This is a genomic window from Micromonospora sp. NPDC005171 (genome assembly GCF_040608575.1).
In the GTDB taxonomy this organism is placed as follows: domain Bacteria; phylum Actinomycetota; class Actinomycetes; order Mycobacteriales; family Micromonosporaceae; genus Micromonospora.
Map to the genome: position 1 here is coordinate 187,213 of NZ_JBEXIM010000004.1, position 12,566 is coordinate 199,778.

Below are 12,566 nucleotides of genomic sequence, written 5' to 3' on the forward strand. Positions count from 1 at the left end.
GGGCGCGCTGAGCGGGCCGGGTGACCCGGCCTCGCTCAGGCGCTGGGCAGCGGGGCCGGCGGCGACTCCCGGGTGACCCGGCGCACCGTCCAGACCGTGATCAGCAAAAGCAGCGCGTACGGCGGGTAACCCAGCGCCAGCCGGGCCACGCCCAGCGCGGTGTCCTGGTGGGCCAGGTAGAGCCCGGCCTGCACGCCCACCTTGGCCAGCCAGACCACGCCCCAGAGCACGGTCAGCTGGGTGAACGTGCGCACCAGCTTCGGGTCGGCCCGCCACTCCGAACGGCCCTTCGCCACCAACACCGACCAGATCCAGCCCACCAGCGGCTGCCGGATCGCGGCCGAGATCAGCAGGGCGACGCCGTAGCCGATGCCGTAGAGGATGCCGGGGAGGTAGAAGTCGCGCTCGTCGCCGGTACGCCACGCGATGGCCGCGCCGACGCCGACGCCGAACAGCCCGTTGACGGCGTGCCGGATCGGCCGACGCTGGACCAGCCGCAGCCCGGCGATCAGCACGGCGACCGTGATCGACGCGATCACCGCCGGCCGCAGCTCGCCGATGATGTTGGCGAAGACGAACACCACGACCGGGATGCTGGACTCGACCAACCCACGCCAGCCGCCAAGCTGGTCGGCCATCTGCTCGGCGATCGTCGGCAGCGGCTCGTCGCCCTGGGGGTCGGTCTCCGGCTGTGCCGCCCGGTCCTGTCCCGTCGTCATCGCCGGCCTTCCGTCCGCAGTGCTGTCACTTGGGCGAGTCCAGCTCGTAGTAGGGGTTGTAGATGACCTTGCGGTCGTCCCGCACGGCCACCCGGCCACGGGCGGTCAGATGCCGGCCCGGCTCGATCCCGGCGATGTGCCGCCGACCCAGCCAGACGAGGGTGACCACGTCACTGCCGTCGTACAGGTCGGCCTCGAGGGTGGGCAGATTGGTGCGCGGTGTGTAGACCACCGTGCGCAGCCGCCCGGCGACCGACACCAGCTGACCCCGGGAGCACTGCTGGGCGGGGATCCCGCCGCACTCGGCGCTCTCCCGACGCAGCTCCTGCGCGTCGATCTCGGCCTCGCTGGCGGTGAACTTCTGCAGGATGCGCCGTAGCGACACCCGGCTCTCGTCGGTCGTCATGACCTCCGCGTCACCCTCTCCACGCTCGCCGTCCCCGGCCGGCCCCGGCGGCGCCGGAACCGTGCCGCCAGCGTACGCCGACGGGGCTGGTTCCGGCGGGCGGGTGCGCGCGGGTCAGACCTGACGCGGTGCGGCGGCGGCGTCGCCCGCCTCGGCCTCGGCCTGGTCGGCGATCTCCCGAGGCAGCCGCAGCGGCAGCGGCTCGCGGACCGGCTTCGCCTCCTGCCCACGGTCGACCACCAGGCCGTCCAGGCACTCGACGAGCGGCCCGGCCATGGCCGGGTCGGTCGCCACCGGGCCCTGGAACACGCCACGGACCATCCAGCGCGGCCCGTCGATGCCGACGAACCGCAGGTTCGTCGCTCCATCCGGGGTACGCACCTGGGCGTGCAGCTCCGGGCCGTACTCGCCGGCCACCTCCTGCGCGCTCGCGCCATCGCGGAGCAGCGACTGCCGGATCTCCTCGCGCACCTCGTCCCAGATCCCCTCGGACCGGGGGGCGGCGAAGACGCCCAACTGGAGCGCGTTGTCGCCATGCACAAGCACCACCTGCTGGACCACACCCTGCGGGTCGGCCTGCACCCGCACCTCGACGTCGGCGATCGCCGGGATGTGCAGGCTGCCCAGGTCGAGTCGCTGCACGTCGTCGTAGCTCTCGGAGATGTCGTACGGGCCGCGCTCCAGCATCGGCGCCGCATCGCCCTGGTCCGGGGCCTGGGTGGCCCGCTCGTCACGGGTCTGCCGCTCGGCATCGGCCCGCTTTCGGGAGAAGATCACTGCGCCTGCCCTCCGCTGTTCACACTCACCCTGCCACCTCTTCCGCCTGCCCGCGGCCCGGCTCGCTCGGCCGCCGCTCGACCCGGTTCTGGCCCGTCGGCGACGGCACCAGCCCGGCGTGCCCACCGGTGGACCCGTGCCCACCGGTCCCGCGCCGGGACGCGGGCAGCTCGACCACCGGCTCGAACCGCGCCCGTGCGACCTGCTGGACCACGAGCTGCGCGATCCGGTCGCCGCGGGAGATCTTCGCCGGCACATCCCGATCATGATTGATCAGGTTGACCAGGATCTCACCCCGGTAGCCGGCGTCGACCGTACCGGGCGCGTTGAGCACCGTCACGCCGAGCCTGGCCGCCAGACCGGAGCGGGGATGGACCAGGCCCACGTACCCCTCCGGCAGCGCGATGGCCACTCCGGTGGGCACCAGGGCACGACCGCCGGGCGGCAGCTCCACGTCCGTGGCCGCCACCAGGTCGGCCCCGGCGTCGCCAGGATGGGCGTACGTGGGCAGCGGCAGCTCCGGGTCGAGCAGCTGCACAGGCACGGGTACGACGTCGGTCACAGGTCCCCTCTTCCGTCCGGTTCGCGGGGTGACCCTGCCATCCTGCCGGTTCGTCGCCCCGTCGTGCGCCGTACCCTCGCAGGAGTGAGCATGTCGCCCTCCCCGTCCGCCGATCAGCCGCCGGTCGCCGCCCGCTCGGCGTACACCGAGCGGCTGGATCTGCCCTGGTGGCTGTGGCTGGCCGGGCTGGTGGCCGCAGCGTTGCTGGCCGTCGAGATCTGGATGGGCGCCTCCGGCGTCCGCGCCTGGCTGCCGTTCGCCGTGCTGGTGCCGCTCGCCGCGGCCGGGCTGTGGTGGTTGGGCCGAATCCGGGTCGGGGTGGTCGACGCCGAGCTGCGGGTGGACGACGCCCGCCTGCCGGTCCGGTTCGTGGCCGACGTGGTGCCGCTGGACGTGGCCGGCCGACGGGAGGTGCTCGGCGTCGGCGCGGACCCGCTCGCCTTCGTGGTGCAGCGACCGTGGATCGGCGGCGCCGTGCAGGTGATCCTCGACGACCCCGCGGATCCGACCCCGTTCTGGGTGGTGAGCACCCGGCATCCGGTCGAGTTGGCCGAGGCGGTGCTGGCCGCGCGGGACGCCCTGGCGGCCTCCCACCCGACGGCGGGCGAGCCGGGCTGATCCGACGCCTGCGACCCGCTCAGGTGCCGGTCGGCGGGCCCGGAAGGGCCGTCGGTGGCGCGGGCCGGGCTGATCCGTTGCCGCCGACCCGCTCAGGTGCCGGTCGGCGGCCCCGGGAGGGCCGTCGGTGGCGCGGGCCGGGCGATGCCCCGCCGACGCAGGTCGGCCTGGAGTTGGTCGGCCATCTGCTGGGTGGCCCGGCGGTTGAGGAAGCTGGCCACCGCCGCGCCGGTCAGGAACGGCCCGAGCGTGGTGAGATTGCGGCCGAAACGCCGCAGCAGCATTTCCCGCAGTTCCTTGCGAGCGGCGGTGCCGAGCACCGCTCCCACTCCCACGCCGGGCACCATCGGGTTGACGCCGCGCTGAGTGGCCCAGGAGTGCACAAGTGCGACCGCCCGTTGGCTACCGCCAGGCGGTAGCGACACACCGTGGATCTCGTGCAGCTCGCCGACCAGTTTCAGCTCCACCGCCACCACGGCCACCGTCTCGGCGGCGAGCAGCACCGGCGCGGAGAGCAGGGTCGGCGCCACCGCCCACTCGACGGCGGCGACGCCCCCACCGGCCGCGCCGATCGCGGCGGTGGTCCTCGAAGCGTTGCGGATGAGCCTGTCGGTCAGGGCGGCGTCGTCCAGACCGGGGAAGTGCCGGCGCAGCGTGGCCAGGTCCCGCACCGGCACGTGCGGGGCGATCTCGGCGACGGTGTCGACCATCCACCGCACGGCGGCGCGGGGCTTGAACAGGTCGGAGATGCCACGCGCGCGGGCCTGCCCGACCATCCGGGTCAGCAGTTGGCGGCGTCGGGCCGGCGCGATGTCGTCCGCGGTCAACGCGGCAACGGTGGCACCGAGGTCATCCGTGCCACGGGTGGCACCGGGGCCGTCCGTGCCGCCATCGGTGGTGCCGCCTCGATCGCTCATCGGACCTCCCGGTGCTGTGGCTACCCGCTACGAGTCAAACAGGTACCCACCGCTGCCGCTTGCCTACACCGGCAGCGGCGGCCCCGTTCAGGAGGCCGCCGCTGGTGTCGTGGCTGTCAGACGCACTCGCGGCAGATCAGCTCACCATTACGCTCGACCGCCAGCTGGCTACGGTGGTGGACCAGGAAGCAGCGGGCGCACCGGAACTCGTCCTGCTGCATCGGAAGCACCTTGACCGTGAGCTCCTCGTCGGCCAGATCGGCACCGGGCAGCTCAAAGCTCTCGGCCACCTCGGCCTCGTCGACGTCCACCGCGCCCGACTGTGAGTCGACGCGCCGTGCCTTGAGCTCTTCCAGGCTGTCCTCGCCGAGGTCGACCTCGTCGCGACGCGGGGCGTCGTAGTCGGTGGCCATCGGTTTCACTCTCCCATATCGATGTTGTCGCTTCCGGTTGTAACGCCGGACGACGCTGTTTCGGTTCCGCTGGCCGGCCACCACTTGTGTCGGGCACCCGACCCGAGGACCGAACGGGTCGAGCTCGCTGGGGCGACTCCCCTGCGAGCGCGGAACCTTACCCCCCCTTGGGCGAGGCATGTATACCGCCCTTGCGGCTGAGATGTACGCCCCCGCACGCGAAGTTGTTCCCAATGTGATTCAGGCGACACGAAGATAGGGGTAGTAGTACCCGGTTCGCGGTCGCCGCGCCGGCATGTCGGGCTGTTTCCACGCGACGGCCGGACAACCGTTAACCTCAGCGGCGTATTCGACGGCCGGCGGCCTGAGCGATCGTTTCTGGCCGTCACCACCCACCTGAGGTCCGGGGAGTGCCCTGATGAGTTTTGCGCGCGTGCGAGCACTCGTCGTCGTCGGCCTGCTGGCGATCATCGCCCTGGTCTTCGTCGTCGTGGCCGTGGTCCGCGACAGCCAGGGCAACGCGGGCACCGCGGCGGGTTGCCCCGACGGCTGGCCGCTGGCGGATCTGACCCTGCGTGAGCGCAAGGACGTCAAGATCAACGTGTTCAATGCCACGGACCAGCCCGGTCTCGCCCACACCGTCGCCGACGAGTTCAGCAATCGACAGTTCCAGGTCAAGAAGACCGGGAACGAGAAGAAGGTCGACAGCGTCGCGGTGCTGCGGTACGGCCCGAAGGGCGTCGGTTCCGCGCACCTGCTCCAGGCGTACTTCCTCAACAACGCCACCCCGGGCTACGACCCGAAGCGCACCGACGACACCGTGGACGTCGTGCTGGGCAACCGCTTCCAGCAGCTCGCCACCACGACCGAGGTGAACCAGTCGCTCGGCGACTCGGGTCCGCCCGAGGCGCCCAAGGGCTCCTGCCCGTCCCCACCCGCCAAGTGACGGCGTAACCGGCCCACCGCGGCGCCGGGTCGGCGACCCGGCGCGGACCTGGTCGACCGGGCCGGTCAGCACTGTCGAACTCGTCACGGTCCAATCACCGGTGACCGGCACGGTCAGGGCCGGCCGGCCAGGGACCGCGCGATCAGGGTCCGCCGGCGGCGTCCAGCGCGGCCAGCCGATCGTGCAGCGGCGCGAAGAGCGCGGGCGGGGCCGCTACCACGAGGTCCGGCCCCGGCGGCCGACCGGCCAGTCCGGCGACCCGAACCCCCGCCTCGGCGGCCACCAGCCCGCCCGCGGCCAGGTCCCAGGCCGCAAGACCCTTCTCGAAGTACGCGTCGAGCCGCCCCTCGGCGACCAGGCAGAGGTCCAGCGCGGCGGCGCCGAGCCGGCGGATGTCCCGGACGTGTGCGATCAGCCCGGCCACGACCTGCGCCTGGTGTGACCGGCGGGCGGCGTCGTAGCCGAAGCCGGTGCCGACCAGCGCCTGCCCCAGGTCGACCTCGCCGGAGCAGCGCAGCCGTTTACCGTCGCGCCAGGCCCCGCCGCCGGCCGTGGCGGTCCACTCCTCCCCGGTGCTCACGTTGCGCACGACGCCGGCAACCACCACCCCGTCCACCTCGGCGGCCAGCGAGACCGCGGAGTGCGGCAGCCCGTACAGGTAGTTCACCGTGCCGTCGATCGGGTCGACGATCCAGCGCACCCCGCTGCGCCCCGCACCGGAGGCCCCCTCGCCGTACTCCTCACCGAGCACCGAGTCATCCGGGCGCAGCGCGGCCAACGCGTCGAGGATCTGCCGCTCGACCGCCCGGTCGGCGGCAGTGACCACGTCGGTGACGGTGCTCTTGGTGGCGGCGACGACAACCCCCTCGACGCGCATCCGGTACGCGGTGTCCGCCGCGTCCCGGGCCACCTGCACCGCGACGCTCAGCAGCTCCGATGATGTCGTCGCCGAGTTGGTCATGATTCGCCTCTTTCCGCACTCCGGGTGCATGTGGATACGTGGGACTACCGACCCGGCTTCCGAAGATCATCGTTCCGGACGCCGCGCGACGGCGCCAGACCAGGATCTTTGGTGCTCGGTGTCGCTGCCAGGGGTGCATCCGCACCGCCCGCGCGGCTCGAGCGGCCAGCCTCCGGCAATATGCCCCTTTAGGTCCGGTAATGTGGCTTAAGTGCTTACCGCCCCGTCCATGCTCGGCCCGCAACCGTTGCCCAACCGCGACCTGGTGGGCACGTCACCGGCCGGACCACCGGCGACCTCGGTGATCCACACGCGTGCCCTCGCAACCGCCTCACCGACCCGGTACTGGCTGCTCAGACGGCAGTTTGGGCACGATCTGCGCGCCCCCGGGCTCAATGACGGAAGTCCTTCGCCGGCCGCGCGGCTATCATTACCGCGAAGCCCATATCTCCGCCGCACCGACGGTCCCCACCGGCGGTACGCGGTGCGGAGCAGGATGATCGCCGCAGACGGCGTTACAATTCACCCCTGCCCACGCGGCACGGACCGCCGACCACCGGCCGGACCGTGACACGAGGGTCCCTCAACCACATCGCCCGGCACGGTAACCCTCGCTGCGCTGGACGAACCCGCCGTGCCCGCTCTTCGCCTCCGGAAGGTCATTCGTGACAGAACCCCGCCAGCCCGGCGCCGACGTTCGCTCGCTCACCGACACCCTGATCGCCCACGCGCAGAGCGCCGGTGGCCAGCTCACGTCGGCTCAGCTCGCGCGCACCGTCGAGTCCGCCGAGGTGACTCCGGCCCAGGCCAAGAAGATCCTGCGGGCGCTCTCCGAGGCGGGAGTGACCGTCGTGGTGGACGGCTCGGCGAGCACCCGTCGCCGCGTCGCCGCGGCCCGCTCGACCACGCCAGCGTCCCGCGCCACCACCGCCAAGACCACCAAGAAGGCCGCCGCGCCGGCCCCGAAGCAGGCGCCCGCCGCCGACGACGCCCCGGCGACGCCGGCCCCGCGCAAGGTGGCCGCCCGCAAGGCGACCGGCACCGCCGCCGAGGCCGCCGCGGCGACGCCGGCGAAGGCGACCAAGTCGACCCGAGCCACCAAGGCGACGGTGGCCGCGGCCGCCGGAGTCAAGCCGACCAAGGCTGGCGGCAAGGCCAAGGGTGAAGGCGCCGAGGGTGAGATCGACCCGGAGGAGCTGGCCGCCGCGATCGAGGACGTGGTGGTCGAGGAGCCGGCCGAGCTGGCCCAGGCCGCCGAGACCGACGCCGCCGCCTCGGCGACCGACAACGACTTCGAGTGGGACGACGAGGAGTCCGAGGCCCTCAAGCAGGCGCGACGCGACGCCGAGCTGACCGCCTCCGCCGACTCCGTCCGCGCGTACCTGAAGCAGATCGGCAAGGTTCCGCTGCTCAACGCCGAGCAGGAGGTGGAGCTGGCCAAGCGGATCGAGGCCGGGCTCTACGCCGCCGAGCGCCTGCGGGCTGCCGACGAGGGCGAGGAGAAGCTCGTCCGGGAGATGGTCCGTGACCTGGGCTGGATCTCCCGCGACGGCGAGCGGGCCAAGAACCACCTCCTAGAGGCGAACCTCCGACTGGTGGTGTCGCTGGCCAAGCGCTACACCGGCCGTGGCATGGCCTTCCTCGACCTGATCCAGGAGGGCAACCTCGGTCTGATCCGGGCCGTGGAGAAGTTCGACTACACCAAGGGCTACAAGTTCTCCACGTACGCCACCTGGTGGATCCGCCAGGCCATCACCCGCGCCATGGCGGACCAGGCCCGCACCATCCGCATCCCGGTGCACATGGTCGAGGTCATCAACAAGCTCGGCCGCATACAGCGTGAGCTGCTCCAGGATCTGGGCCGCGAGCCCACTCCGGAGGAGCTGGCCAAGGAGATGGACATCACACCCGAGAAGGTACTGGAGATCCAGCAGTACGCTCGGGAGCCCATCTCACTGGACCAGACCATCGGCGACGAGGGCGACAGCCAGCTCGGCGACTTCATCGAGGATTCCGAAGCCGTGGTCGCGGTCGACGCGGTCTCGTTCTCGCTCCTGCAGGACCAGCTCCAGCAGGTGCTGCAGACGCTCTCCGAGCGTGAGGCGGGTGTGGTACGTCTGCGCTTCGGCCTGACCGACGGCCAACCTCGGACGCTCGACGAGATCGGCCAGGTCTACGGGGTGACCCGGGAGCGGATCCGGCAGATCGAGTCCAAGACGATGTCCAAGCTGCGTCACCCGTCCCGGTCGCAGGTTCTCCGGGATTACCTGGACTGAGCGGGTTTCGTCAACCGAACGTGTCTTTTTGACCACCTGGCGTGCAACACCAGATGGTGATCGTCCGGATGCACGAATGTGATCGTTGACGTGGCACCCTGGGTGCACGGCACACTGTCCCTTCCAGGTGTGACCTCGGTCCCCCGCGGGCACACAGGGAAGGCAGTGCCTAGTAAGGGTGTTGCACGATAGGTGAGCAACGACCGAAGAGATTGTTCATCGGTGACGACCAGAGGAGGAAGGCGATGACCCCGACCCTCACGCCGCCGCCCGAGACGGTGGCGCCCCCAGCCGCCGATGAACGGTGCGACCGCTGCAATGCTGCCGGGAAGCTCCGGATCACTCTGGCGGGTGGGAGCGAGCTGGTGTTCTGCGGGCACCACGCGAACAAGTACGCGGAGGATCTCGTGAAGATCACCGAGCGGTTCGCAACGGAGCCCGATTTCAGCTGGCGTGGCGCCGATCTGATGGCGAACTAAATCCGCAAACCGACATAGCCGGCCGGAGGCACCCCGAGGGTGTCTCCGGCCGACTTTTATCTGTCCGAACCGCCCCGCGCCCCGCGCCCCGCGCCCCGCGCCCCGCGCCCCGCGCCCCGCGCCCCGCGCCAAGATCGTGCTCGAACCAGGATGAGTGGCCTCATCGACGCGCCGATGCCACTACATCCTGGATATTGCGCGATCTTGAAGGCAGGGCCGCCCCCACAGAGGGCACCCGCGCGGGCGTTCCGGGCAGGCACTCTTCGGCTCGACGGGGGCCAAGCCGTGATCAACTCGGTTTCACGGAAGTCGCGCTTTCCACCTCGCTCGGACACCGCGTTTTCAAAGAACCCGAGTCGATCATGCCGCGAGCGCGACCATCGACCACGCGGGATCCGAAGGTGGGTGCCTAGCGATGCGCAGCGCCCCGAGCCCGCCCACACACCACGCCGCGAACCCGGCCACCGACCACACCGTCAGCACGGCCACCGACCACGCCCGCGAGCCTGGCCACAGGCCACGCCGCGAGCGCGGGAGCACACACGCCCCAAGCACGGGCGCACACACCAGGCCCCAAGCACCGGCGCGCACACACCGCGGCCAAGCACGGGCGCCAAGACCACGCCCAAGCTCAAGCAAGGACGAAGAGAACCCCACACGCGCTGGCGCACACCGCGCCCGGCACGGACACCCCACCCGGCAATCACGGGCGCACACTGCGCCCAAGAGGCAGCCCACTCAGCGCCGCAATCCGAGCGCCTGTGTCGGATGGTGGCAGTGGGGTGGACGGGCCGGAAGGGCTACCGGTGGCGACGCCCTCCCCAGCCAGCCGACAGCCCGACAGCCCGGCAGGCCGGCAGGCCGGCAGGCCGACAGTCGGCAGGCCGGCGATAGGGGACGTCTAGAGGGTTTGCACGGTGGCGATGCGTTCCTCAAGCTGCTCGATGGTGGCCTGGGCGCTCGGCGGGCCGCCGCAGAGTCGGCGCAGTTCGGCATGGATCTTGCCGTGTGGCTGGCCGGTGCGGTGGTGTCGGGCGGCCACCAGAGCGTTCAGTTGGCGCCGGAGCGCCACGCGACGCTGGGCGGCGCTCATGGGTGCGGGTGGCGCTGCGGTGGCCGCAGCGGCCGGCTGAGCGGCCCCGTCGGCCGTACGGCGGCGTTGGGCGGCGAGTTGTGCGGCCTGCCGTTTGGTCAGCAGCAGCGAGACCTGGTCGGCGGTGAGCAGGCCGGGCAGGCCGAGGTATTCCTCTTCCTCGGGGGTGCCGGCCTGGGCGGCGGTACCGAACGACGCACCGTCGAAGATCACCTGGTCCAGCTCGGCGGTGGCCGAGAGTGCCGCGAACCGCTTCTCCAACTCCCCGCTGGCCTGGTCGTCGCGCTGCGCGCGTTCCAGCAGGTCGTCGTCGAAGCCGTCGGCTTCCTTGGGTTTGCCGAGGACGTGGTCGCGCTCGGTCTCCATCTCGCTGGCCAGCCCGAGCAGGTGCGGCACGCTGGGCAGGAAGACCGACGCGGTCTCCCCGGGTCGGCGGGCCCGCACGAACCGGCCGATCGCCTGGGCGAAGTAGAGCGGCGTGCTGGCGCTGGTGGCGTAGACCCCGACCGCCAGTCGCGGGATGTCGACCCCCTCGGACACCATCCGCACCGCGACCAGCCACCGCTGGTCGGACGCCGCGAACGTCGCGATCCGGGCGGACGCGCCCTGGTCGTCGGAGAGCACCACGGCGGCCTTCTCGCCGGTCACCTGCTCGATCAGCTTGGCGTACGAGCGTGCGGTCTGCTGGTCGGTGGCGATGATCAGACCGCCGGCGTCGGCCATGCCCGCGTTGCGCAGCACTGTGAGTCGGGCGTCGGCGGCCCGCAGCACCTGTGGCATCCAGTCGCCGGCCGGGTCCAGTGCGGTACGCCACGCCTGCGCCACCAGGTCCTGGGTCATCGGCTCGCCCAGTCGGGCCGCCAGCTCCTCCCCCGCGTTGGTACGCCAGCGGGTCTCCCCGGAGTACGCCAGGAAGAGCACCGGCCGGACCACGCCGTCGCGCAGCGCGTCGGAGTAGCCGTACACCGAGTCGGCGCGGGAGCGCAGCAGCCCGTCTCCGCCCCGCTCGTAGCTGACGAACGGGATGGGGTTGTCGTCGGAGCGGAACGGCGTCCCGGTGAGCATCAGCCGGCGTACGGCGGGTTCGAAGGCGTTCTTCACCCCGTCGCCCCAGGACCGGGAGTCGCCGGCGTGGTGGATCTCGTCGAGGATGACCAGGGTGCGTCGGGTCATGGTGCGCCGCCGGTGTACCTGCGGGGCCATCCCCACCTGCGCGTAGGTGACCACCGCGCCGTGGAAGTCGGCTGCGGAGTGTAGGTCGGCGTTGCGGAACGCGGCGTCGAGTTGGATGCCCACCCGGGCCGCCGCGTCAGCCCACTGGTTCTTCAGGTGCTCGGTCGGCGCGACAACGGTGACCGCCTCCACGGTGCCGTCGCCGAGCAGTTCGGCCGCGATCCGCAGGGCGAAGGTGGTCTTGCCGGCGCCGGGCGTGGCGACCGCGGTGAAGTCCTCGGTACGGCGACGCAGGTACTCCACCAGGGCCTTGCGCTGCCAGGCGCGCAACGCTGGGAACGTTTCGAGCACCGGCGTCCGGGCTGCCACGCGAAGCTCCTCTCCGACCGCACGATGGCGGACCCCGGGCGAGGGCCACGAGGTTCCGCCGCCCATGAAAACGCCTCCGCGCAGAAGCTGCCGCGAAGGCCGACTCAGCATAACCAGCACGGGCCGTCGGGCCCAGGCGACGCCACGCTGGTCACAATCCCGCACCCGATCGAACAGCGGCCCGACCGTCTCACCACTCCCGGTCGGTGCGTGGATCCGCCCCGTCGGCACGCGGTGGGCGCAGCGTGGCCACCGGCGCGGACCAGCGTCGACGCAGCGCGATCAGGCGCAGCCCGAAGACCAGGCCGGCGGCGGCGGTGAGCGGTGCGGGCCCGGTCTGGCCGGTGACGTACAGCAGCACCACCAGGACCGAACCGGCCAGTGCGGCCAGCGCGTAGATCTCCCGGCGCAGCACGACCGGGATCTCGGCGGTGAGCAGGTCCCGGCCGAGCCCGCCGCCGATCGCGGTGAGCATGCCGATCAGGCAGGCGCCGACCGCCGGCACCCGGGCGTCGAGCGCCTTGAGTGTGCCGGTGACGGTGAACAGCGCCAGGCCGGCCGCGTCCAGCACCAGCACGGTGGTGCGCAGTCGGGCCAGTTGTGGGTGCAGCCAGAAGACGGCGAGCGCGGTGATCGCGGCGGTGGCCGCATACCGCCAGTCGGCGAAGGCCAGGGGCGGCACCTCGTCGATGACCAGGTCCCGGAAGATCCCGCCGCCGAGGGCGGCGACGAAGCCGACGAACGCGACGCCGAACAGGTCCAGTCGCTTGGCCACCGCCGCCGATGCCCCGGACGCGGCGAACACCGCCACCCCGGTCAGGTCGGCGAGGAGCAGGGCGGTGGAGGTGGTCACCGCC

Annotated in this window: 13 protein-coding genes; 4 read left to right on the forward strand and 9 right to left on the reverse strand. The window is 71.8% G+C overall.

Annotation, left to right across the window (positions count from 1 at the left end):
* Positions 1-35: 35 nt before the first annotated feature.
* The 4 genes from ABZU74_RS09160 to dut all read right to left on the reverse strand — a co-directional run bounded on the left by ABZU74_RS09160 (position 36) and on the right by dut (position 2,464).
* Complete coding sequence (locus ABZU74_RS09160; protein ID WP_355420171.1) at positions 36-719, reverse strand: DUF3159 domain-containing protein; 684 nt, start codon at positions 717-719, stop codon at positions 36-38.
* Between the two features lie 25 nt (positions 720-744).
* Positions 745-1,125, reverse strand: coding sequence for an OB-fold nucleic acid binding domain-containing protein (locus ABZU74_RS09165; protein WP_238659245.1), 381 nt, complete (start codon positions 1,123-1,125; stop codon positions 745-747).
* Between the two features lie 114 nt (positions 1,126-1,239).
* Positions 1,240-1,902, reverse strand: a complete 663-nt coding sequence (locus ABZU74_RS09170; RefSeq protein ID WP_355420175.1) for a DUF3710 domain-containing protein — start codon at positions 1,900-1,902, stop codon at positions 1,240-1,242.
* A 25-nt stretch (positions 1,903-1,927) separates the two neighbouring features.
* Complete coding sequence (gene dut, locus ABZU74_RS09175; protein WP_355420178.1) at positions 1,928-2,464, reverse strand: dUTP diphosphatase; 537 nt, start codon at positions 2,462-2,464, stop codon at positions 1,928-1,930.
* A 90-nt stretch (positions 2,465-2,554) separates the two neighbouring features.
* Here dut and ABZU74_RS09180 point away from each other — a divergent pair, with 90 nt between their 5' ends.
* Positions 2,555-3,082 (forward strand): DUF3093 domain-containing protein, encoded by a 528-nt coding sequence (locus tag ABZU74_RS09180; RefSeq protein ID WP_355420533.1) that lies wholly within the window; start codon positions 2,555-2,557, stop codon positions 3,080-3,082.
* A gap of 92 nt (positions 3,083-3,174) precedes the next feature.
* Here ABZU74_RS09180 and ABZU74_RS09185 read toward each other — a convergent pair whose 3' ends face one another.
* Positions 3,175-3,999, reverse strand: a complete 825-nt coding sequence (locus ABZU74_RS09185; protein WP_355420180.1) for a hypothetical protein — start codon at positions 3,997-3,999, stop codon at positions 3,175-3,177.
* Between the two features lie 116 nt (positions 4,000-4,115).
* On the reverse strand, positions 4,116-4,412 hold the full coding sequence (locus ABZU74_RS09190; protein WP_007075406.1) for a DUF4193 domain-containing protein: 297 nt from the start codon (positions 4,410-4,412) through the stop codon (positions 4,116-4,118).
* 433 nt (positions 4,413-4,845) lie between these two features.
* Between ABZU74_RS09190 and ABZU74_RS09195 the strand changes: the two genes are divergently transcribed.
* A complete protein-coding gene (locus ABZU74_RS09195) occupies positions 4,846-5,358 on the forward strand; it encodes a LytR C-terminal domain-containing protein (protein WP_355420535.1) in 513 nt (170 codons plus the stop codon).
* A gap of 142 nt (positions 5,359-5,500) precedes the next feature.
* On the opposite strand, the gene ABZU74_RS09200 is transcribed toward ABZU74_RS09195, so the two are convergent.
* Positions 5,501-6,319, reverse strand: coding sequence for an inositol monophosphatase family protein (locus ABZU74_RS09200; RefSeq protein ID WP_355420183.1), 819 nt, complete (start codon positions 6,317-6,319; stop codon positions 5,501-5,503).
* Positions 6,320-6,984: 665 nt separating this feature from the next.
* Here ABZU74_RS09200 and ABZU74_RS09205 point away from each other — a divergent pair.
* Positions 6,985-8,595, forward strand: coding sequence for an RNA polymerase sigma factor (locus ABZU74_RS09205; RefSeq protein ID WP_355420186.1), 1,611 nt, complete (start codon positions 6,985-6,987; stop codon positions 8,593-8,595).
* Positions 8,596-8,840: 245 nt separating this feature from the next.
* On the forward strand, positions 8,841-9,074 hold the full coding sequence (locus tag ABZU74_RS09210) for a hypothetical protein (protein WP_030337431.1): 234 nt from the start codon (positions 8,841-8,843) through the stop codon (positions 9,072-9,074).
* Between the two features lie 901 nt (positions 9,075-9,975).
* On the opposite strand, the gene ABZU74_RS09215 is transcribed toward ABZU74_RS09210, so the two are convergent.
* Positions 9,976-11,709, reverse strand: a complete 1,734-nt coding sequence (locus tag ABZU74_RS09215) for a DEAD/DEAH box helicase (protein ID WP_355420189.1) — start codon at positions 11,707-11,709, stop codon at positions 9,976-9,978.
* A 190-nt stretch (positions 11,710-11,899) separates the two neighbouring features.
* A complete protein-coding gene (locus ABZU74_RS09220; protein ID WP_355420192.1) occupies positions 11,900-12,562 on the reverse strand; it encodes a trimeric intracellular cation channel family protein in 663 nt (220 codons plus the stop codon).
* Positions 12,563-12,566 lie beyond the last annotated feature (4 nt).